This window comes from Collimonas fungivorans Ter331, assembly GCF_000221045.1.
Lineage (GTDB): Bacteria > Pseudomonadota > Gammaproteobacteria > Burkholderiales > Burkholderiaceae_D > Collimonas > Collimonas fungivorans_A.
Window position 1 is genome coordinate 2,660,198 of the sequence record NC_015856.1, and the last position, 20,351, is coordinate 2,680,548.

8 protein-coding genes are annotated in these 20,351 nt (G+C 60.5%); 2 read left to right on the forward strand and 6 right to left on the reverse strand.

Annotation, left to right across the window (positions count from 1 at the left end; all coding sequences use genetic code 11):
* Positions 1-3: 3 nt before the first annotated feature.
* Together CFU_RS11600 and CFU_RS11605 are read right to left on the reverse strand one after the other, a co-directional pair.
* The gene (locus CFU_RS11600; RefSeq protein ID WP_190275146.1) at positions 4-10,440 is read right to left on the reverse strand and encodes a hemagglutinin repeat-containing protein; all 10,437 of its coding nucleotides are present in this window, start codon (positions 10,438-10,440) and stop codon (positions 4-6) included.
* A gap of 136 nt (positions 10,441-10,576) precedes the next feature.
* Entirely contained in the window at positions 10,577-12,271 is a 1,695-nt protein-coding gene (locus CFU_RS11605; RefSeq protein WP_238531296.1) for a ShlB/FhaC/HecB family hemolysin secretion/activation protein, read from the reverse strand.
* Between the two features lie 281 nt (positions 12,272-12,552).
* On the opposite strand from CFU_RS11605, the gene CFU_RS11610 reads away from it, so the two are divergent.
* Positions 12,553-13,842, forward strand: a complete 1,290-nt coding sequence (locus CFU_RS11610; protein ID WP_014006229.1) for a TCR/Tet family MFS transporter — start codon at positions 12,553-12,555, stop codon at positions 13,840-13,842.
* A gap of 3 nt (positions 13,843-13,845) precedes the next feature.
* On the opposite strand, the gene CFU_RS11615 is transcribed toward CFU_RS11610, so the two are convergent.
* From CFU_RS11615 to CFU_RS11630, 4 genes are all read right to left on the reverse strand, one after another.
* Entirely contained in the window at positions 13,846-14,988 is a 1,143-nt protein-coding gene (locus CFU_RS11615; protein ID WP_050808566.1) for an acyltransferase family protein, read from the reverse strand.
* A gap of 113 nt (positions 14,989-15,101) precedes the next feature.
* Positions 15,102-16,469, reverse strand: a complete 1,368-nt coding sequence (locus tag CFU_RS11620) for a sigma-54-dependent transcriptional regulator (RefSeq protein WP_041741829.1) — start codon at positions 16,467-16,469, stop codon at positions 15,102-15,104.
* Positions 16,469-18,253 carry a sensor histidine kinase gene (locus tag CFU_RS11625; RefSeq protein WP_041743371.1) on the reverse strand — a complete coding sequence of 595 codons (1,785 nt, stop codon included), beginning with the start codon at positions 18,251-18,253 and terminating at the stop codon, positions 16,469-16,471. Before CFU_RS11625 ends, CFU_RS11620 begins: the two co-directional genes overlap by 1 nt.
* A gap of 76 nt (positions 18,254-18,329) precedes the next feature.
* Positions 18,330-19,676: an MFS family transporter gene (locus tag CFU_RS11630; protein WP_014006234.1), complete on the reverse strand. Its 1,347-nt coding sequence runs from the start codon at positions 19,674-19,676 to the stop codon at positions 18,330-18,332.
* Positions 19,677-20,119: 443 nt separating this feature from the next.
* Between CFU_RS11630 and CFU_RS11635 the strand changes: the two genes are divergently transcribed.
* A complete protein-coding gene (locus tag CFU_RS11635) occupies positions 20,120-20,329 on the forward strand; it encodes a SlyX family protein (protein WP_014006235.1) in 210 nt (69 codons plus the stop codon).
* The last annotated feature ends 22 nt before the right edge of the window (positions 20,330-20,351 follow it).

Consider the following 20,351-nt stretch of genomic DNA (forward strand, 5'->3'; position numbering starts at 1 on the left):
ATTTTAAAGTCCTTTCTTTGGTGGCCGTAGTACGATTCCATTATTATCCATCACGTTAATGATAATGTTTGGATACTTTGTTTGAAACTGCTGAATTATGTTTGAACAACTTGAGCATGGTGCTCGCTCAGTCAGCAGGTTTATCGTTCCCGCTACAGAAGTATTATCACCTAAGCGTGCAGCGACGTTATTCAATATTTTTGCTTCTGAATCTACAGCTCTATTAATCAAAACTCCGGAAGCTGATGGCACAGCAGAACTCGTGAAAGTTTCTGGTACTTGACCTACAAATCCAAGTGCCTGCTGCGTGATCGTCGGCGTATTGATTTGGCTCGATGCCGCCATAGTTGACGGTATCCCTGGAATGTCGATTTGGGCAATGCCCATATTCCCCCCCGTTTTTGGACCAGATGGCAACACCAATCGTAAGTCCTTTAACTGCTGTACTAAAGAGACCGTATTCAACGTATCTGCTGTCGCATTACCGGCAATTATCCGAGATGGCCCGCCAAGGAGGGCTGCCGCAATTGCCTTATCGGTATTACCAATCGATTGTGCAGCTCCACGCACGCGCTCTTCATAACCGATGCCATTCTTGAGCAATTCAATTTGCCGGTTAATCAAGGTAATGCTACCTACATCATCCTGATACAGCGGTTTGGCAGCTTCCAAAGCGAGAACGGCATTATTGATGGCATCGAACTTTGCCCCGCAATTCGCGCCGCATGGTTTACCTAGATAATCAGTGGCAATCGTCACTAATTTACTAGCATTTTCGCCTGGAGTTTTCGCCCCAAATCGGGCCTGCTGTTCAGGTGTCCAAGAACCATCCGGATTTCCACCCAAGCGAGAATCGCGGCGTTCAATTGCTGTGGCAGTAAACAGATTGCCTGTTTTGTTTTCTGAAATAAACTGCTTGGCTTTTTCGTCGCTTTTACCCCCCACTAGAGCTGCATCGTCCACCATGGCATAACCTGCCGACAACAAACGCTGATAGGCTTCCTCGGCAGTGATTTTTTCATCGTAATTTTTGGCCAGGTATTGCTGGTATTGCTGAGCTTTATCTTTCGCCCACTGACGTTCGTCCTGATGCAATTGTCGATTATTGGCCTCGACATTCAATCCTGAAGCCGCCCCGGCGGCGCCGCCAATCGCCGCACCTAATGCCGTCGCCGCGATCTGCGCCAGCCCCTGCTTCAGGTCTGCTGGCAGATCCATTTTCTTGATTTCATCGCCAATGACGTTCATCGCGGTGGCCGATGTCAACGCCCCCGCAGCACCTCCCAATCCACCGGAAAGTGCGCCTGCCGCTGTATGCAACGCGACACGGTAGGCGCCGCCATCTGTCCATTTATCAGCCTCTGCGGATAACGCAGCAGCGCCATCCAGATCGCCGCTATTTTTGGCCGTCTGCGCTTGCGCTCTCAAGCCGTCTTCTTTGCCTTTTGCGTAATCACCAATGTTCTTGGCCGCCTGCTGCCCAAACGTCGAAGTAATCTGCACCTGGGCCGAAACATCATCCTTGAGCTTCTGACCATCCCAATCCTTGGTCAAGGCACCACTGCTGTCCTTAGCCGTGCTGACATCGCGATTGATGCTGGCGACGGTTTGGACAGCTGTAGTGCCGGTTTTAGCCTGTTGCGCAGCATCGTCAGTGATCGTGACGACACCGCCGCTGATGCCGCTGCGGGTGGTGCTGCTACTGCTGCCGCTGGCGCTGCCGATCCCTGCCGAAGTGCCGGTGCTGCCGGTCTGGAAAGTTTGCAGCGTTTGTCCGCCTACCGTCGGCGCCTTGGCGGTGCTGCCGTCTGCCGCCTTGCCATCGCCCTTGTCGCCGCCCACGCCAAAACCACCGCTGACGCCAAAACCGCTGGCGTCAAAGTCGCTATGGTTCTTGATGTCGACCTGGGTCAGGGTCTGAGTCGCCAGGCTATTCTTGTTGTCCTGGATCGCCTTGTCGCTGCTGGCGATGACGCCGCCCTTGAGGTCGGTGTTGCCGTTGACCTTGACCTGGAAGCCGCCGTCGCCGGCGGCGATGCCGGATTGCTCGCCGACGCTGGCGAAGCTGCCGTTGACCTTGGTCTGGCTGTAGTTGCCGCTAGCGGCAAAACCGTAGCCGATGGTGACGCTGCCACCTATGCTTTGGTCCTTGCTCTTGTAGTTGCTGGTGTCCTGCAGGGACTCGATGTTCAGGTTGCCCTGGCCTGAGGTGCCGACATCTGCAATCACTTGCCGCGCACTGGCGACGCCGCCTTTGATATTGGTATCGTGGCCGGATTCCAGCGTCAGCGTATTACCGGCGACAACATGGGTGTTGTTTTGAGTGACATCGTCGCCATCCGCCTTGCCGCGGCTGCCCGAGGCGTTGGCGGTAACGCCGAACGCCAGGCCGTTTGAACCATATGTGGCGGCGATCCCGACCGCAGCGCTGCTCGACGAACTGGTGCTGTGCTGGTCGCTGGTGCTTTGCGTTGCCTGCAGGTTGATGTCGCCGTCGGCCTTGATGCTGGCGTCTTTGCCGGCGCTGATATTGCTGCCGAGGATGTTGACATTGCTGTCCTTGTCGGCGCCGGTGGCGCTGATGGCAAGGTTGCCGCCTGCAGCCACCGAAGAACCCACGGCAGTGCTGCTGGTCTGCTTGCTTTGGCTATCGCTCTTGCTGGCGCCAATGGTCAGGCTGACTGTCACGCTTGGATTCGCTGCCGCATCGGCCACGGCTTTGGCGGTCATGGCTGCCGCAGCGGCGGCCAGCAATTTCATGCGCGAATCGTCGGTCTTCTTGGAAGCATCGCTCATCTGCTCAATCGATTGCAGAGCGCTGACGATAGGACTGCTCACGCCCAGCGACAAGCCGCTTTGCTCGGTATGGGTCTTGCTGTTCTGTTCCGAGGTGTCAAAGGCTGCGTTGATATCGACCGATTTGGCTGCAATGCTGATGTCGCCGGCCGGCGCCACTACCCGGCTACCGGTTTGCGTATAGTGTTCCCCGGCATTGATCGTCAGGTTGCCGCCGGTCGAGCCGATCACGCTGCCGGTATTCGTAACAGTCTTGAGCGTGTTCTCATTGTCTTGTTCCTTGCTGCCCATGGTGATGCTGGCGCCAGTACTGAAGAGGCCCGAGGTTTCTTTCTTTTCATACGACGATTGCGCGCTCTTGCTTTGCGCAGTCAGGATATTGACGTTGTTGGCTGCCGCCAGCGTTACGTCCTTGGTGCCGACCACATTGCTGCCCTGGATATTGATGTCATGGCCGGCGACGGCCAGCACGCTGTTGCCCGACACCGTGCTGCCTTCGGCCTGCTGCAGGCTGCTGTGCTTGGCGATCGTGGTGGTCGTGGTCGACATGGCGTCGCCGCTCTTGACGTAACTTTCCTGCACCGTGCTGTGTTCGGTGGTGGCGCTCTTGATCGTTACGTCATTGTTGGCGGCCAGCGTGACTTGCCCGGTCGTTGTCGCCAGGTAGGCTGAAGTCAGCGTGATGTTGCCGCTACCCGCCTGGGCCACGACGCTGCCGCTGGCATCGGTCGCGCCGCTTGGCGTACCGGTAGCCTTGACCGTCAGGTTGTTGCCGGCGTTGACATTGCCGCCGACCAGCGTTTCGTCGGCGCTGCCGATGCGGTGGTATTCCTTCTTGCCGACAGTCTGGATATCGTTGACGACGCTGTCCTTGACCGCTTCGATGCTGACATTGCTGCCCGACAGCAGCGCATTATTGCCGGCGTTGAGGTTGGCACCCTTCAGCGTCAGGTCGCCGCTCCCGCCCTGGCCTGCGGCCAGGCCCAGGTTGTTGCTGGCGTTGAGGCTGGCTAGCTGATTGCTGACCGTGCTTTCCTTGATGAAGCCGGTGCGGCCTTCAACGCTGTGTCCGGCCGGATTTTCAACATCGATCTGATACTGGCCGGTGACGGCGCTGACCTTGACATCGCGGCCGGCGGTGGCGATCAGGTTGCCGCCGTTCGGGTTATCCGTGCTGGCAGTGCCGACCGCGCTGACGTTCGCGCCCTTGACGACCAGGTCGCGTGCGGCGTTCAGGGTTACCGTGCCGCCTTGCACCGTGGCGATACGGTCGATGTTGGTGCGGGTGCTGGTGGCTTCCGGATTGACGGTGTCGATGGTGCGCGTTTGCAGCACGATGTCGCGCCCGGCAAGCAACGTGACGATAGAGTCGTTGCCGCTGCCCTGGATCACGCCGGACAGGTTGACCAGGTCGTTGCGGGCACGGGCTACGATATCCTGCCCGCTGATGCGGCCGCCTTGGTTGAGCAGGTCGTTGCCAGCCAGCAGCGTAGTGCTGTTGGTGGCGGCGATGCTGCCGCTGTTGACCAGGTCGGAATCGGTTTTGATCATGACGTCGCCGCCGGCGATCAAGGCGCCGCTTTGCTGCAGGTCGCCGCCCTGCGGACGGCGCAGGTAAACCTGCGGCACCAGCACCTGCTGCGTGCTGCCGTCGGCCAGCGTCACGCTGCGGCTCACCAGCCAGACGATGTCGGTGGTGAGATTCGCCATCTGTTCTGCCGACAAGGCCACGCCGGGGCTCAGCTGATACTGGTTGGCATAGGCGACGCCGGCGTTCATCAACGCCTTGTATTCGTCCTCGGTGCTGGTGTAACTGGTCAGGTAGCGGCGTCCTGTGAGCGCCAGGATCTGGTCATTGATCAGCTGTTGTTCGTAGAAACCGTCGCCGTAACGCTTCAGGTTACGCTCGGGGTCGCGATTCAGCGCCTGCAGGAAATAGTCGCTGGAGAGGAAGTTGCGCTGGTTAGTAAACCGGGGATCGGTTTCCACCAGGTAGCGCGACCCGGGTTCCGGGTGGATCGTGAACAGGCTGTTGTTTGGCAGGATCAGGCGCGGCGGTGTGGTCAGGATAACGTCATGCGCACGCAAACCCGTGCCGTTTGCCGCCACGCTTTGCACTACCGGCAAAGCGCGGCCGATGCTGTCTGCGCCGGCGCCGGTCGCCAGTACTGCATTGACTGCCTGTGCGCCAATGATGCGGGCATTGCCGATAGCGGAGCTGACGGCGCCGGCGACGCTGCCGTCCGGGTTGGCGGTGCTGACCCCGAGATTGCGGCTATCGGTCTGGTTGCCGGCGTTTTGCTGGTACACCACGGTCGGCAGATCAACGCTGATGACCTGCGGAGCCGCGTTGTAAGGCTGAGCGCCATCCCAGCTGCGGCAATGGCTGCCGCCAAACGTGCCGCAGCTGTCCACATGCGTAAACTCGGCGGTGCCGCTGTAGGTGGTACGGCTCTCGCCCTGCGTGGCAAGATTGCGGACCGTAGGGCCGACGATGGCAAGCGCGCCGCCGGCAACGATCTGGCTATCCTGGTTGGTGACGGAGCCGTTGAGCGTCATGCTGCCGCCGGACAGTATCTGCGCCGGAGCGCTATTGGTTACTTCGATGTGGCTTGAACTTGCCGTGACCTTGTACCAAGTGTAGTCCTCGAACTGGTCGAGCCGGTTGTCTTCCCTCACGCTGGCATTGTAGCTATCGATCTTAGGAGCGAGCGCATCCAGCGTCGCCTCATAAGCTGTGCTCCAGACTGCATAGTCTTTTCGCCACTGCACACATTGGGGAGTAGTCAAATCCACCGAGCCGTTGTCGGTCATGAAGGAACAGCCACCCGGACCGCCATTCGGCTCTACCGGCGCGGCCGATGTAACGGTCGCGACGCCGAACTGGGCAAACACCGGCGAATTCCACGGATAGTTGTCCACGATGGAACCCGGGATGCAAGTCTGGCTGTCGCCGCTGCCGCTGCAGGAATCGGGAATCACAGTGCGGGCAGTGGCGACGGTGCTGCGCTGGCCGTATTTATCGGGATGAACGATGCAGCTGACCGAGTCACCGCCGCCGCCGACGCCGAAGCAGTCGGATGACTTGTACTTGGTGGCGGACCCGGAAGGCTGCACCTGGTCCTGGTTAATCGTCGGATCGACCACGACCCGCGTGGTCAGATGATTGTTGCGGTTCACCAGGCTGGCGGCTGTTATCGCCAGATTGCCTTGCGCTTCGATCTTGGCGGAGGCGTTGAGCAGGTTCTCTACCGATCCTTGCAAGTTGCCGTTGCCGTCAATCGCGCCGCCGATGCCAAGGTCGCCCAGGCTGTAGATCAGCCCGCCCTCGGTATTGCTGAGGTTCTGGACCCCGATCAGCAAGGTGTTGCGGGCCGCGATGGTGCCGCTGCCGCTGTTGTTGACGGCGCCGCCGCTGATCCGCAGCAGGTCGCCGTAGATGCGGCCGCTGTTGTTCGTCGTGCCGGCAATGATGTTGGTGGTGACGCCGTCGATCAGCCCGGTGCTGCTGTTGGTCAGCGTGCCGCTGACGTTCAGGTTGGTGGTCTGCGCGCTGATCTCGCCGGAGTTGGTCAGGTTGCCGGCCGTGACGTTAAGCGTATCGCCCGAGGTCAGGGTGCCGCTGTTGGTGATGTTGCTGGCATTGACGGTCAGGGTTTTCTGGGCCGACAGCAATCCGGTGTTGTTGTAGTCGCCGTTGACGTTCAGCGTGACGGCGTTGCTCGACGCAATCGTGCCGCTCAGGCTGTTGCTGCTGGTGGTGACGGTGGCGCTGTTGTCGCCGACGATCTTGCCGCTGGCGTTGTTCAGGGCGGTGGCGTTGATCGTGACATCGTGCTTGGCGCTGACCAGGCCGCCGGTATTGTCCAGGCTGGCGGCGCCAAGCGCGGTGGTGATCACCGCATCCTTGCCAGCCTTGATATTGCCGCCGGCGTTGCTGATGCTGTTGGCGCTGGCGCGGATATTGGTAGCGCTGATGTTGCCGGCGGCGCTGTTGTCGATATTGACCGCATTCAGCACGGCATCGCCGTTAGCCGCGACCTGGCCGCCATTGTTGCTAATGCTGCCGGCCGCAGTGATGCCGATGTCGCCCAACGACTGGATCAAGCCGCTGCTGTTCAGTACATTGGCGGCGGTAATCGTATTGCTGCCGTTCGCAACGATCTGGCCGCTGCTGCGGTTATCCAGGTCTCCGGCCACGGCCAGCGTCTGCTTGCCGTTGCTGGCCACGTAACCGGCCTGGTTGTCGAGGCTGCCGCCTTTCACGTCCAGCGTACCGCCGGAGACGATCCCGCCGCTGTTGCCGCTGCTCCTGTTGACAATCGCCTGGCCATGGCTGTCGATGCGGGCATTGCCAACCGATTGCAGCAAGCCTTGGGTATTGTTCAGCGCGGCGGTGCTGGTGCTGAGATTTCCGGCCGCGACAACCTGTGCGCCCGCGTTGTCGAACGTAGCCGCCGCGATAGTGATGTCCTGGCCGCTGATCAAACCTTTGACGTTGCTGGTATTGCCTGCGCTAAGCGTGGTGTTGCCTGCAGCCTGGATCTTGCCGCTGTCATTGGTCAGCGCTTGGCCGCCGGTGTTGATGCCCGCCGCACCCTTGAGCGATGCGATGGTGCCCCCGCTGTTGTTGAGCTGAGCGCTGGCGATGTCAAGATTGCCGCTGGCGACAACCTGGCCCGCGCTATTGTCAAACGCCTGGCCTTGGGTGTTCAGGACAAGGTTGGCACCGCTGGCGATGGTTCCCGCCGCATTGCGGATTTCGCCTGACTGCACAGTCAGCGCCTGGGTGCCGACGATCTGTCCGCCCGCATTGTTGAGCAAGCCCGTGCCCAGCTTCAGGTCCGCCTGCTGCTTGGCGCTGACCATGCCTTGTATGTTGTCGAGCGTGCTCGCGCTCAGGCTGAGGTTGCCGTTGCTAGCGAGCTGGCCGCGACCGTTCTGGATTGCAGCCGCGCTTGCGACAGCGAGGGTATTCACCGCCGATACCAGGCCGGCGGTATTGTCCACGCTAGCAGCGTTCAGGTTGACCGTATTGTTGGCCGTGATCTGGCCGCTCTGGTTGCCGACGGTGCCGGCATTGATGGTCATTGCGTTGGTAGACTGGATCGCGCCGCCGTTGTTGGACAACGCGCCGCCGCCCAACTCAAGGTCGACCTTGCCGGCGCTGGCGTCCGCCGTGTTGCCGGCGACGATAACTGAACCGCCGTTGTTCAGCGTGCTGGCACGGATATCCAGGCTGCTGCCGCTGGAAATCAGCGCGGCCTGGGCGCCGTTCGCGTTGCTGGCGACAGCGCCGGCCTGGATCTCCACCTTGCCATTGGCCAGGATGCGGCCGCCGGTATTGGTCAGCGTTTGGCCAGCCGTATTGATCGCCAGCGCCGCGCCGGACGAAATTTCGCCGCCGCTGCTGTTCAGCGCTTGTGTATTGAGAGTGGTGCCGGTGGCGCTGGTGACAAGCCCGCCGATATTGCTGGCGGCGCCTGCATTGATCGTCACGGCGCCTTTGTTCGATGCCAGGATGCCTTTGCCGGCGCCTATCGCATCGTTGCCCAAGGCGCCGGTATTGATCGCCAAGGTATCGCGGGCGATGACCTGGCCGCCGTTGTTGGTCAAGCTGGCGGACTGGATCTGCGCTCCGCCCGCAGCAGCGCTGGCGGTTGTCCCGGAAGCGATGCTGCCTTGCGTATTATCGATTGCGCCTGAGGTGCTCAATGCCAGGCTGCCGGCAGCGTCGATGACGCCCTGGCGGTTGCTCAGGCTGGCGAGGTTGAGTGTCGCCGCGCCGCCGTTCTGGGCGCGCGCGGTCAGCTGGCCGCGGCTATTGTCCAGCGCGCCGGCGCTGACATTCAACGAAGCATCCGATACCAGCGTCCCCGCCGTGTTGTTGATTGCCGCGCCATTGGCGTCGACCGTCAAATCGGTCTTGCCCGACAACATCCCGCCCTGGTTGCTGATGCCTTGGGTAGCAGAGATACGTGTAGCCAGGTCGCTGGCGACCAGGCCATTGGCGTCGTTGACCAGTTGTTGCGCGTTCAGGGCAACCGCCTGGCTGCCCATCAGCTTGCCGCCGCTATTGTCGAGCTTGCCGGCCGTGGTGACGCCCAGCTGGCCGTTTGCCAGCAAGGTGCCGCCGACGTTGCTGACCGATGCCGCCTGTATGCTGGCATTCTGCCCGGCCTGCCATATGCCGCCCGCGTTGCTCAACTGGCCGCCGGCGCTGACATTGAGGTTATTGCCAGCGGCGACATTGCTGCCGCTGGCCAGCAAGTTGCCGGCGCTGGCGGTCAGATTGACGTTCTTGTCAGAGTTGAGCTGGCTGCCGGAGAAACTGAGATTCAGCGCCTGCAGGTTGAGATCGCCGGCGGCAAGCAATTTGCCGCCGCTATCCGTGATGCCGGCGGCATTCAGGTTCAGTGCCCCGCCGCTGGCGATAGAGCCGCTATTGGCTGCGACGCCATTGATGGCAAGCGTCAGGTTGTCGGCGCTGCGCTGGATCGTCGAGCCGCTATTGCTCAAGGCGCCGGCATTGACGATCAGTTGTCCTTGAGAATCCAGCGTACCCTGCTGCGCCAGGCTGCCGCCGCTGGCGATGGTCGTACTGCCTTCGCTTTGGGTCTGCCCGATCAACACGGTGTTGCCGTTCGCCGCCAGCTGGATATTCTGTTTGGCGTAGCTGTCTTTCAAGGTCAGGTCGCCATTGCTCGATAACACCAGGTTGCCCTGCAAGGCGGCAACCCTGCCGCTGCTGTTGACGCCGAGGCCCTGTTCCGTGGAAACCAGGTACACCTGGTTGGCATACATGCCGCCCAGATCTTTGATGTCGATCGCAAAGCGCGGCGCGGCGCCGGTGCCGACTTGCGGCGTGGTTTGCAGCGTGCCGTACAGCACCTGGTTGGCGCCAGCCAGGGCATTCAGGTTCTTGGCCCAGACTTCGCCTTCGATCACCAGGCCGCGGGCGATCAGGTCAAGCTGTTCGATATTGCTGGCGTTCAGGCCGCCGCTGCCGATCGTCAATTGCCCTTGGCCGACATTGAAGCCGTTGATCGCGCCGTTTGCGCCGAACTGGACCTGGCCGGTGGTCAGCGTGCCGCGATTGGCGTTCAGGAAGCCGCAGCCGTCGCAAGTGATGCCGTTCGGATTGGCGACCACGATGTTGGCGCGTTGTCCTGCGACCTCAATGGTGCCGCGCAGCTGGCTGGGGTTGTTCGACACCACTTCATTAAGAATGATGCGCGCCGGCGTATTTCCCAATTGCGGATTGCCGGTGATCCAGCCGCCCAGCTGGGTTTGCGTATTGCCGCTGCTGTTGTTGAGAATCAGGCCGTTGGGATTGACATTGAACTGGCCGTACTGGTTGCGCGAAACGCCGCTGGCGCTGGGCGGCGCGATCAGCACGATCGGCACGCCGTTCTGTGCGCCATCGATCAGCGGACGCTGGCCGGCAGGTGCGTTGGGCGATGCTGCAATGGGCAGATTGCCTGCCTGCGCCGGCAATACGGCCAGAACGGTCTGGCACAGGTACAGGGCAAGCATGGTTTTCGCCGTGCGCCGCATCCAGGAACGCTCCGACAGCGCAGGTCGCGATGGATCCCGTGCGTTAACTGCGGCTTGCTGCTGCATTTGTCGTTGATGCGAATTCATGACTTCCCCATTCCCGTAATTCATTCAATTGCGCAAACGCCGCCGGCCCGGCGGCGCCCTTGCGATATGTCATTGCCGCCAGTCGTGCCGGCGGTCTATTTTTCTGGACTGCGATACTGCTTTGAATCCCTGTTCGTCAAAAGGCGTAGGTCAGCGACACATAAGGACCCCAGCGCTGCGTCTTGAAACCTTCCGGCTTGTACAACGGCGTGCCGAGCGAAACATCCATCTGCAGCGCCTTCCATTTGCCGCGCATGCCGATTGCAGCACCGGCCAGCTTGCTGCCGATCAGCAGGGCTTCGCTGGCGCCCCAGACACGGCCGGCGTCGAGGCCCAGGTAGATTTGCGTGTCGAGGCCCGGGATCAGGTTGGCCGGCATGCTGAGGTCGTTGCGAAAATAGAAGCCGCTTTCCGCCAGCAGGACGCTGTCGCCGTCAAAACCGCGCACGCTGTAGCGATTGCCTATCGATATCTGGTCGACCGACAGCAGTGCGTCGTTAGTCACCTGCGCATGTATCGAACCGGTATATTGGAATGACTGTTTTCCCAGCGCGAACGGCTGGTTGTAGCTGGCGTTCAAGGTCCAGATCTGCGGCCGGTTGGTCAGGTTGACGAGGCCGTCCACCTGCGGGAAATCGTCCTGCGCGCTGAACCACGGCATGCCGCGCTGATAGCCGAGGTCGATGTCGAGGTCGCCTTGTCCTATCAATTTCTTGTAGGTCGCGCCGGCTTCCAGCCGGGTGGTGCGGCGCCGCTGTACGACCAGCTCGACATCGTCCAGGAAACTGTCTGCGTGGCGCGTCGCCACACCTGCATACAGGCCGAATTTGGCCGAGGCAGTACGGATGAAAGTGCGGTGCCATTTGAATTCGGCGGTATCGCTGGTGCCGCTGGAAAGGAAATTGACCGTGGTTCCCTGCACCACCTGTGCAAACCGGTTGTGGCTGTCTGAAATGGTAAAGGTGTTGTAACCCCAGGGAATGCTGTAGTTGAAGGACGCGCTCTGGCTGCGGTGGTTCGGATCCGGCTGGTCGAGATTACTATTGCCGCTCAGGTTCAGGATGTCGTTCAGGCCGAGAAGATTATCGAGCGCAAGATAGGCGGATAACTGGGAACGCCCCAAGCTGCTGCTGCCCGAATTGTCGACTGTGACGCCGCCGCGTATGCGGTCGCCGAGGCTGCCGCTTTGCCGTTCTATATAGACGACGCTGGTGTCCGGTTCCGTACCCGGCTCGATGCGCGTGGCAACCGCCTGACTCGGCAGGCGTTTCATTTGTTCGACGCCCTGCTCTAGGTCGCGGATGTTCAGGATATCGCCAGGTCCCATTGACGGGATCCCGGGGAAAGCATTGCGCCAGGTTCCCCAATTATCGTCCGCTGCCTGCTTGGCGTCGCCCGCCTTGACCATTCGCACTTCGCTGATGCGGCCGACGTGCAGCGCCAGCTCAAGGGTGCCGTTGTGGAGATTCTGCTGCGGCAGGCTGACTCGGGTAGTGACGTAGCCAAGTTCGATCAGCTTGCCATCCAGCGCCGAGGCGATGCGGCGCAAGCCTTCGACGCCGATACAGCGGTTCATGAATGGCAACGCCGCATCCTGCAGCCAGCCGAAACGTCCGATGCCCTTGCCGGTGAGCGCAATTTCCCGAATCACGAAGCATGGCGATTCGACCGGAAGATCGGTGGATACCTTGGTAGATACCGATGGACTCAAGACGTCGGACTTGGGTTGCAGCTGCAGTTGCTGTTCGCGAGTGCGCTCCTCCTGCCGGCGCAACCCTTCAGCCGCGCCTCGCTCGGTGCTTACCGCAGTCTGCGCTATTCCGTTTTGCACGGCTGCAGCCAGCAAGACAACTAAGCCAATCCCCTTTGCAAAACACAATAAACCACCCGCACCTTTGCCCGATAAGGTGTTATTCCCCATTTATTGCTTTCTATTTATTTTTTCCCTGGCAAGAATTATAGTTAGAAAGTTAATTTTGAATAATTGAAATATGTCTGAATTGTAAATTTTCACAATAATTAACATGCGAAGTGGAAATTGGTTGCGCAATAACAACATAGCCCAACTACAATGAAGCGCATCCTAGGCACCCCTTACCGGAGCAGCGACGCGTGACAAATCTCAAACTTCCCGTGCAGAACCCAGGCCGCACCGCTGCCATGCCCTTCATCATGCTGACCGTCCTGATCGACATGATTTCAATCGGCCTGATCATCCCGGTGCTGCCAGTGTTGGTCGGGAAATTCACCGGTTCGCAAGCCGACCAGGCATTCTGGTATGGCGCGGTGGCTTTCGCTTTCGGCATCGCGAATTTTTTCGGCTCGCCTATCCTCGGCGCCCTGTCCGACCGGTACGGCCGGCGGCCGGTGCTGCTGCTGGGATTTTGCGGGCTGGCGCTGAATTTTTTTGCAACCGCGTTTTCGACTGCGCTGTGGATGCTGATCGTGGTGCGCCTGGTCGGCGGCGCCATGCAGTCCAATGCGGCGGTCTGCAATGCCTATGTGGCCGATATCACGCCGCCGGAGCAGCGCGCCAAGCGCTTCGGCATGATAGGCGCGATGTTCGGCGTCGGTTTTATCGTCGGCCCGGTGATGGGCGGTTTGCTGGGTGCGGTCAATCTGCGCCTGCCGTTCATCGTGGCCGGCAGCCTGGCCTTGCTGAACCTGATGTATGGTTATTTCGTGCTGCCGGAGTCGCTGCCGCTGGAGCGGCGCCGCAGCTTCGGCTGGCGGGCGGCAAATCCGCTGGCCTCGCTGCAAGCCTTGTCGCGCCTGAAAGCGGTTGGACCGCTGGTCGCCGTGATCGCCTGCAACGGTCTGGCGCAATTCATGTTGTTTACCACCTGGGTGCTGTACACCACGTTCAAGTTCGGCTGGGGACCGCTGGAGAACGGCCAGTCGCTGGCGGCGGTCGGCGTCATGTCGGTGATCGTGCAAGGGGTATTGCTGGGGCCGTTGCTGAAGCGCTTCAGCCCGCAGCGGCTGGCGGTGATCGGGCTGGTCTCTTCCACTGCTGCCTATATCTTGTGGGGCGTCGCCAGCCAGTCGTGGATGATGTATGCGGTGATTTTCGCCAATATATTCGGCGCTACCGTGAACGCCTCGATCCAGAGCATCATTTCCGGCGCGGTGGATTCGCACAGCCAGGGCCAGGCCTTGGGTGCGGTCAGCTCGCTCAACAGCCTGATGGCGGTGATCGCCCCGGTTATCGGCGCGCCATTGCTGGGTGCGGTGTCGCACCTGCCGAAAGGCGACTGGCGGATCGGCGCGCCGTTCTATTTTTGCGCGGTGCTGCAGCTGGCAGCGCTGGTGCTGGCTTTCCTGCATTTCCGGCGCCAGCGCCGCCAGCGCGCAGAGGCCCAGCCAGCGGGCGCTGCGCTGAAGACCGAGGATGTACTGTAACCGTCAGGCGGTGGCGGGAACCCGCAACGGCGAACCATGCTCCGGCGCCCGCGTGGAGAGACGGCTGAGCGGGATCTCCACCCAGCGATAGAAAACCGCGCCGGCGCCAAGGCTGGCAGCCCAGGCCAGCGCCATGCCGCAGGCCTGCAATAGCGGCTGCGCCGGCACAAACTTGGCGAAAGCCGCATTCACCACCAGGCAGACCGGGAAATGCACCAGGAAGATGGAGTAGGAAATCCGTCCGAATGAGCGTATCCAGGCAAAACGCTGGCGCGACAGCAGTATCCCGCGCCGGCTCACCAGCACCAGCGCGCAAGCCACCAGCAAGGCGACCGCGATGCGGCTGCGGAAATCGATCGCCAATGCATACAAGGTCGGCAACACTATCGCCGCCAGCAGCAGCGCGACCACCGCCGGCCGCCGGCCCAGGTCGCGCGCCCACCAGGCAATCACGCCCAGGCCGTAGCTGCCGAAGAAATACGGCGCCCAGGCGTCCCACGCGGCATCGCGGTTGAAGTACAGCAGCGAAACGCTGACGCCGGCCGCTACCAGCACCGGCGCCAGCCATGGCATGGCGCGCCGCCTGGCCAGGCCGCCGGTCAGCCATAGCAGCATGGTCAACAGCGCGTACAGCTGGAAATCGATGGCGACGTACCAGGCGCCGGCCGAGATCGATTCGTAGCCCAATATGGAATGCAGCAACAAGGCATGGGCGGCCAGCTGCATGCCGGTCGGCATGGCGGAAATGGAGTAATGCGTCATCCACAGCGCAGCCCAGGCAGAAGCGCCTATCGCCAGCAAGGTCGCCACCAGGAACGGTGGCACCAGCTTCATGTAGCGCCGCCACAAGACGCGCAGCGGATCGGACACGGTGGAAACGCCCTGCGGCGACAAGGATTTGGCGGCCAGGAAACCGCCGACCACCAGGAATACCTGGACCGCGATGCGGGCGTAGGTATCCAGCCAGTCGATCAGAACCGGCGCGACAGGACGCACATGATCCGCCATCGGCCCGTAGAACGCCAGATGGTGCAAGACAATCAGTTGCGCCGCAATGACCTTGAGCAGGTCGATAAAGCCGAATTGGAAATTGGAACCACGGTCAGATGCTTTGGATGAGCTTGATGGCAGCGGTGAAACGCTCATTGGTGCATCCATGTTAAAAAAGATGCCAATGATAAAGACTCAAACGCGCTTGTCCAGCATAATAATATCTTGTAACATTTCTTAGCGGTAACAAAATAATTACTTAAAAACCATCATTCACCGCGGTCTTGCATTTTCCCCACCGCTAGCTGGTATTTCTTGAGCTTGTCATACAGGGTTTTCTTGGGCAGCCCCAGGCGGTCGGCGGCGATGGCGACGTTGCCGCCGCTGGCGTTCAGCGTCTCAGCGATCAACATGCGTTCGTAGTTATCCATCTGCTGCGGCAAAGATACGCCGCTGGGCAGGTCGTCGCCTTCCTGGACCGTTAGATCGGCCACGCCTTCCGCCACTCCCAGCACCAGGCGGTCGGCAAAATTGCGCAGCTCGCGCACGTTGCCAGGCCAGTCGCGGGTTTGCCATTGCGCCATCTGCGCCAGCGTCCATTGCGGCAACGGCCGCTGGTAACGCAGCGCGGCGCCCTGGATGAAGTGCGCCAGCAGCAGCGGGATATCCTCACGCCGCTCATTGAGGCGCGGCAGGTCGATGCTGACCACGCCGATGCGGTAATACAGGTCTTCGCGAAAACTGCCTTGCGCGCTCATCTGCAGCAGGTTGGCCTTGCTGGCGGCGATGATGCGGCAATCGATGGCGATCGGCTCGTTGCCGCCGAGACGCTCCAGTTTCCGCTCCTGCAGCACGCGCAGCAGTTTCACCTGCAAGGCCAGCGGCATGCTTTCGATTTCGTCGAGGAACACCGTGCCGCCCTTGGCGTATTCGAGCTTGCCGATGCGCCGTTTCTGGGCGCTGGTGAAAGCTCCTGCCTCATGGCCGAAAATCTCGCTTTCGAATACGGCTTCCGGCAGCGCGCCGCAATTGATGGCGACAAACGATCCTTTGCGGCCGCTGGCGACGTGCAGCTGGCGCGCCACCACTTCCTTGCCGCTGCCGGTCTGGCCGTTGACCAGGATGTCGACCATGGTCGGCCCGACGCTGCGGATCATGGTGCGGACCTTTTCGATCGCGGCCGACTGCCCGATCAGGCTCGGCATGTCCGGATGCGCCACCCAGGCCGCCTTGAGGCGCCGGTTCTCCAGGATCAGGCTGCGCTTTTCCTGCGCCCGGTGGGCGGTTTCCATCAGCCGCTCGGCGGCGAACGGCTTTTCGATGAAGTCGTAGGCGCCGGCGCGCATGGCGTCGACCGCCATGCTGACGTCGCCATGGCCGGTCACCACAATCACCGGCAGGTCGGGATCCAGCGTCACGACCTGGGTCAGCAATTCCAGGCCGGAACGTCCCGGCAACCGCACGTCGGTGACAATCACGCCGGCAAAACCAGGGCTCAGCCAGGCTTGCGCCTGTTCCACGCTATCGCAGGCATGGACGGTAAACCCGCCCAATTCCAGCGTCTGCGCAATCGCTTCCCGCACTGCCTGTTCATCCTCGATCAATACTGCTTCCAGCGTTGCCACCCCTGCCTCCATCAAGACTCCACCGTTTCCAGCAAAGGAATGCGCAATACGAATTCGGCGCCGCCATCGCTGTGGTTATTTGCCGTCAGGCGGCCGTTCATCGCCTGTACGATGGACGATGAAATGGCCAGGCCCAGGCCCAATCCCTTGCCGGACGGCTTGGTGGTGAAAAACGGCTCGAACAGGTGCAAGGCTACCTGGGCCGGAATCCCGGGTCCGGAATCGCGGATGCGGATCACCGCCTCGCCGCCCTCGCATTCCAGCACCAGGGAGACGGTTTTTTGCTCGGCATTATCCACTGCGTCCAGCGCGTTGCGCAACAGGTTGATCAGCACTTGCTCGGTACGCACAGAGTCGCCCACCACCCGGGCGGCCTGGCGGATCTCGATCTGCAGGCTGGCGCCATGGGTCTGGAACTCGTTGTGCAGCAACAAGGCCGCCGCCTCTATCGATTTCGACAAGTCGATGGCGGCGACCGCTTCATGGCTCTTCCTGGAAAAACCGTTGAGCTGCCCGACGATCTTGCCCATGCGGCCGCTGGCGTTGCTGATATGGCCGAGGTTTTCGGTGGCCTTGTCGGCCTGCCCGCGCGTCAGGAAAGTCATGGCGTTGTCGGCAAACGCCCGGATCGCCGCCAGCGGCTGGTTCAGTTCATGGGCGATGCCGGCCGCCATCTGGCCCAGCATGGCCAGCTTGCCGGCCTGGATCAGCTTGTTCTGGGTCGAGCGCAGCAGGTGTTCGGTTTCTTGCAGTTTGGCGTATTTCGCTTCCAGGGTGTGATTCGCCACCAGCAGTTCCTGCGTCCTTTGGGCGATGGTCCGGTCCAGGTACTCAGCCGACACCAGGCGTTCTTCCAGCCGGCGCCTGCGCTGGTACAGAGCCCACAGGAAAAGTCCTGCAATCGCCAGCAACAGCGCTGCAGCCAGGGTCCACAAGATGGCGATGCGGGCGATCCGCGCCTGCGACGGGAATAGCATCAGTTGCCAACCCAGGGGGCCGATGCCGCGCGTGACGTGCTGGCCGAAGCCTGAACTCTCTCGATTCGGCAAGGAACTGACCGGGGTAATCGTCCGGTCGGCATATTGATGGGTGCCGGTAAGGTCCTGCTGCACCGCGCCGTTCAGCGGATACAGGCTGTGATACTTCCATTCCGGCCGGTTGCTCAGAAAAACCACGCCACTGCTGTCGACTAGCGTAATCGGATCTTCGCTGCTGCGCCAGGTATGCTCGAATTCGGTCAGGTCTATCTTGACCGCCATCACGCCCAGCACTGCGTTTTCGCCATGGGCGGCGGCGCTGGCATAAATAGGCTGGGCGATGAAATAACCTGGCACATTGGTGGTGTTGCCTATGCCGTAGAAGCGTCCAGGATTGCCTTTGATCGCCTCTTTGAAGTAAGGACGGAAACCAAAATCCCTGCCGATAAAACTGGTATCCGAATCCCAGTTGCTGGAAGCCAGCGTCAGGCCATTCCGGTCCAGCATGAAGATCGCCACCACCTTGGACTGGCGTTGGATCAACTGCAGCGTCTGGTTCAGGCGCTGGATGTTGAGCTTGTCGTCCGGTCGCGCCAGCGCTTGCGACACATCCGTCTGGAAGCCGAGGGCAAACGGCAAGGTCTCGAACTTCTGCAGCACCGATTCCAGATCGAGCGCGATGATTTGCAGCTGCCGTTCGCTGGCCTCGCCGATGTCGCTGCTGGCTTTCCTCGACGCCACGACATAAGTCGTAAGCACTACGCCGGCGGCGCAGACAGACGCCAGCACGATTAAAACCAGCGGCTTTCTCGCTCTCAACATCACCAGCAGACTTGTCATGGCAGCCACCCGAATAAAAAAACCAGCGGCAGGCGGCACTGCCGCCTGCTTGAGTTCAACGTGATCCTGCAGGTGCGCCAGCAGCCGCATGCGGCTCAAGCGGAACGTCTTTGAGATAACCTTCCTTGCTCGGATCGCGCATCTTGTAAGCGACGATGAAAGCCAATGCGCACATGCCCGATACATACCAGTAGAAAGTCGATTCGCTGCCGGCCTTTTTCAGCTCCAGGGCGACCAGTTCGGCCGAACCGCCGAAAATCGCATTGCCCACCGCGTAAGACAAACCGACACCCAATGCCCGCACTTCCGGCGGGAACATTTCGGCCTTGATCAGGCCGCTGATCGAGGTATAAAAACTGACGATCGCCAGCGCCAGGATGACAAAGCCGAACGCCGCATAGGGATTGGTCACATCCTTGAGCGCATGCAGGATCGGCACCGTCGCCACGGTTGCCAGCGCGCCGAACCAGAGCATCGACGTGCGGCGGCCGATCTTGTCGGACAGCGCGCCGAACAGCGGCTGCATCAGCATGTAGACAAACAGCGCCGCGGTCATCACGGTGCTGGCTGTCTTGGCATTCATGCCGGCGGTATTGACCAGGTATTTCTGCATGTAGGTGGTAAAAGTGTAGAAAATCAACGAACCGCCGGCGGTGAAGCCAACCACCGTCAGGAACGCCCTCTTGTGTTTCATCAGGCCTGCCAGAGTGCCGGCATCCTTGTTTTTGCGGGTTTCCGCGGTCGAAGTTTCGCTCAGCGATTTACGCAGGTAAAGCGCAACCAGTGCGGCTACGGCGCCCAGCACGAAAGGAATGCGCCAGCCCCAGGCGTGCAGCTGCTCGGTGCTCAGGATCTGCTGCAAGATCACCAGCGCCAATACCGCCAGCAGCTGGCCGCCGATCAGGGTCACGTACTGGAACGAAGCAAAAAACCCGCGCCGCCCTTCCAGCGCGACTTCACTCATGTAGGTGGCGCTGGTGCCGTATTCGCCGCCCACCGACAAGCCTTGGAACAGGCGCGCCAGCAACAGCAGCAACGGTGCCGCGATGCCGATCGTCTCGTAGGTCGGCAAGCAGGCAATCATCAGTGAACCGCCGCACATCATCAGCACCGAAATCATCATCGCGGTGCGCCGGCCGTGCTTGTCGGCGATGCGGCCGAACAGCCAGCCGCCGATAGGCCGCATCAGGAAACCCACTGCAAAGATGGCGGCGGTATTGGCTAGCTGCGTGGTCGCATTGCCGCTGGGGAAAAATTTCGGCGCAAAATAGATCGCGCAAAACGAATAGATATAAAAATCGAACCACTCGACCAGGTTGCCGGACGAGGCGCCGACAATGGCGAAGATGCGTTTGCGGGTGTCCGCAGCGGCGGCATGGTCGGACGGATGAAGCGTGGACATGGTTGTCTCCTGGTTTTAATGTTTTTGTGCAATCCCAGTACACATGCAGCTTGCGCGCAAGCTACATCATGCCATCTGGAAGGCTCAACAGGCAAAGGGGATTAACGAATAGGGTTAAGGCGAACTTGAATCGAAGATGGCGAAAGCCTTGCAGCAAGGCAAGTTTATCTCAATAGGCATTTTTGTCTCCTGTGGATTGTATTTTTATACAAGGCATCGCAGGCTTCGTGCCAGCTCTAATGAAAAAGCTAAGTGCTTGATTTGCCGGAAAAAATTTCGGAGAAAAAACAGATCTCCGGCACTTTTTGTGCGGAAATCCGGAATTCCCGCCTTACGCAGTCCGGATATCCGCCCAGCCGATTTCCCTCGGCTACGCATATCAAGCGGCGCCAGGCAACGTTATTGCGCTACCATTTGCGCTGCCATAAAAAAGGAAATGCAACATGAACCAGGAAGACCGCATGGTCGATATCGAAATCAGGCTCGCCCGCCAGGACGACATGCTGGACGAGCTGAACAAGCTGGTATATCGGCAGCAACTGAAAATAGACCAGCTTGAAGCGCTATGCACGGCGCTAGCGCGCCGGATCAAGGATGCTGCCGATAACAGCAATGCGGTCCAGGTCGCCAACGAACGGCCGCCGCATTACTGATTATTAAATCACAAAAAAATTT

What these genes read in the sequence shown, in the direction of transcription:
- CFU_RS11600 (WP_190275146.1), bottom strand. Translation starts at nt 10,440, where the DNA reads ATGAATTCGCATCAACGACAAATGCAGCAGCAAGCCGCAGTTAACGCA.
- CFU_RS11615 (WP_050808566.1), bottom strand. Translation starts at nt 14,988, where the DNA reads ATGAGCGTTTCACCGCTGCCATCAAGCTCATCCAAAGCATCTGACCGT.
- CFU_RS11620 (WP_041741829.1), bottom strand. Translation starts at nt 16,469, where the DNA reads ATGGAGGCAGGGGTGGCAACGCTGGAAGCAGTATTGATCGAGGATGAA.
- CFU_RS11630 (WP_014006234.1), bottom strand. Translation starts at nt 19,676, where the DNA reads ATGTCCACGCTTCATCCGTCCGACCATGCCGCCGCTGCGGACACCCGC.
- CFU_RS11635 (WP_014006235.1), top strand. Translation starts at nt 20,120, where the DNA reads ATGAACCAGGAAGACCGCATGGTCGATATCGAAATCAGGCTCGCCCGC.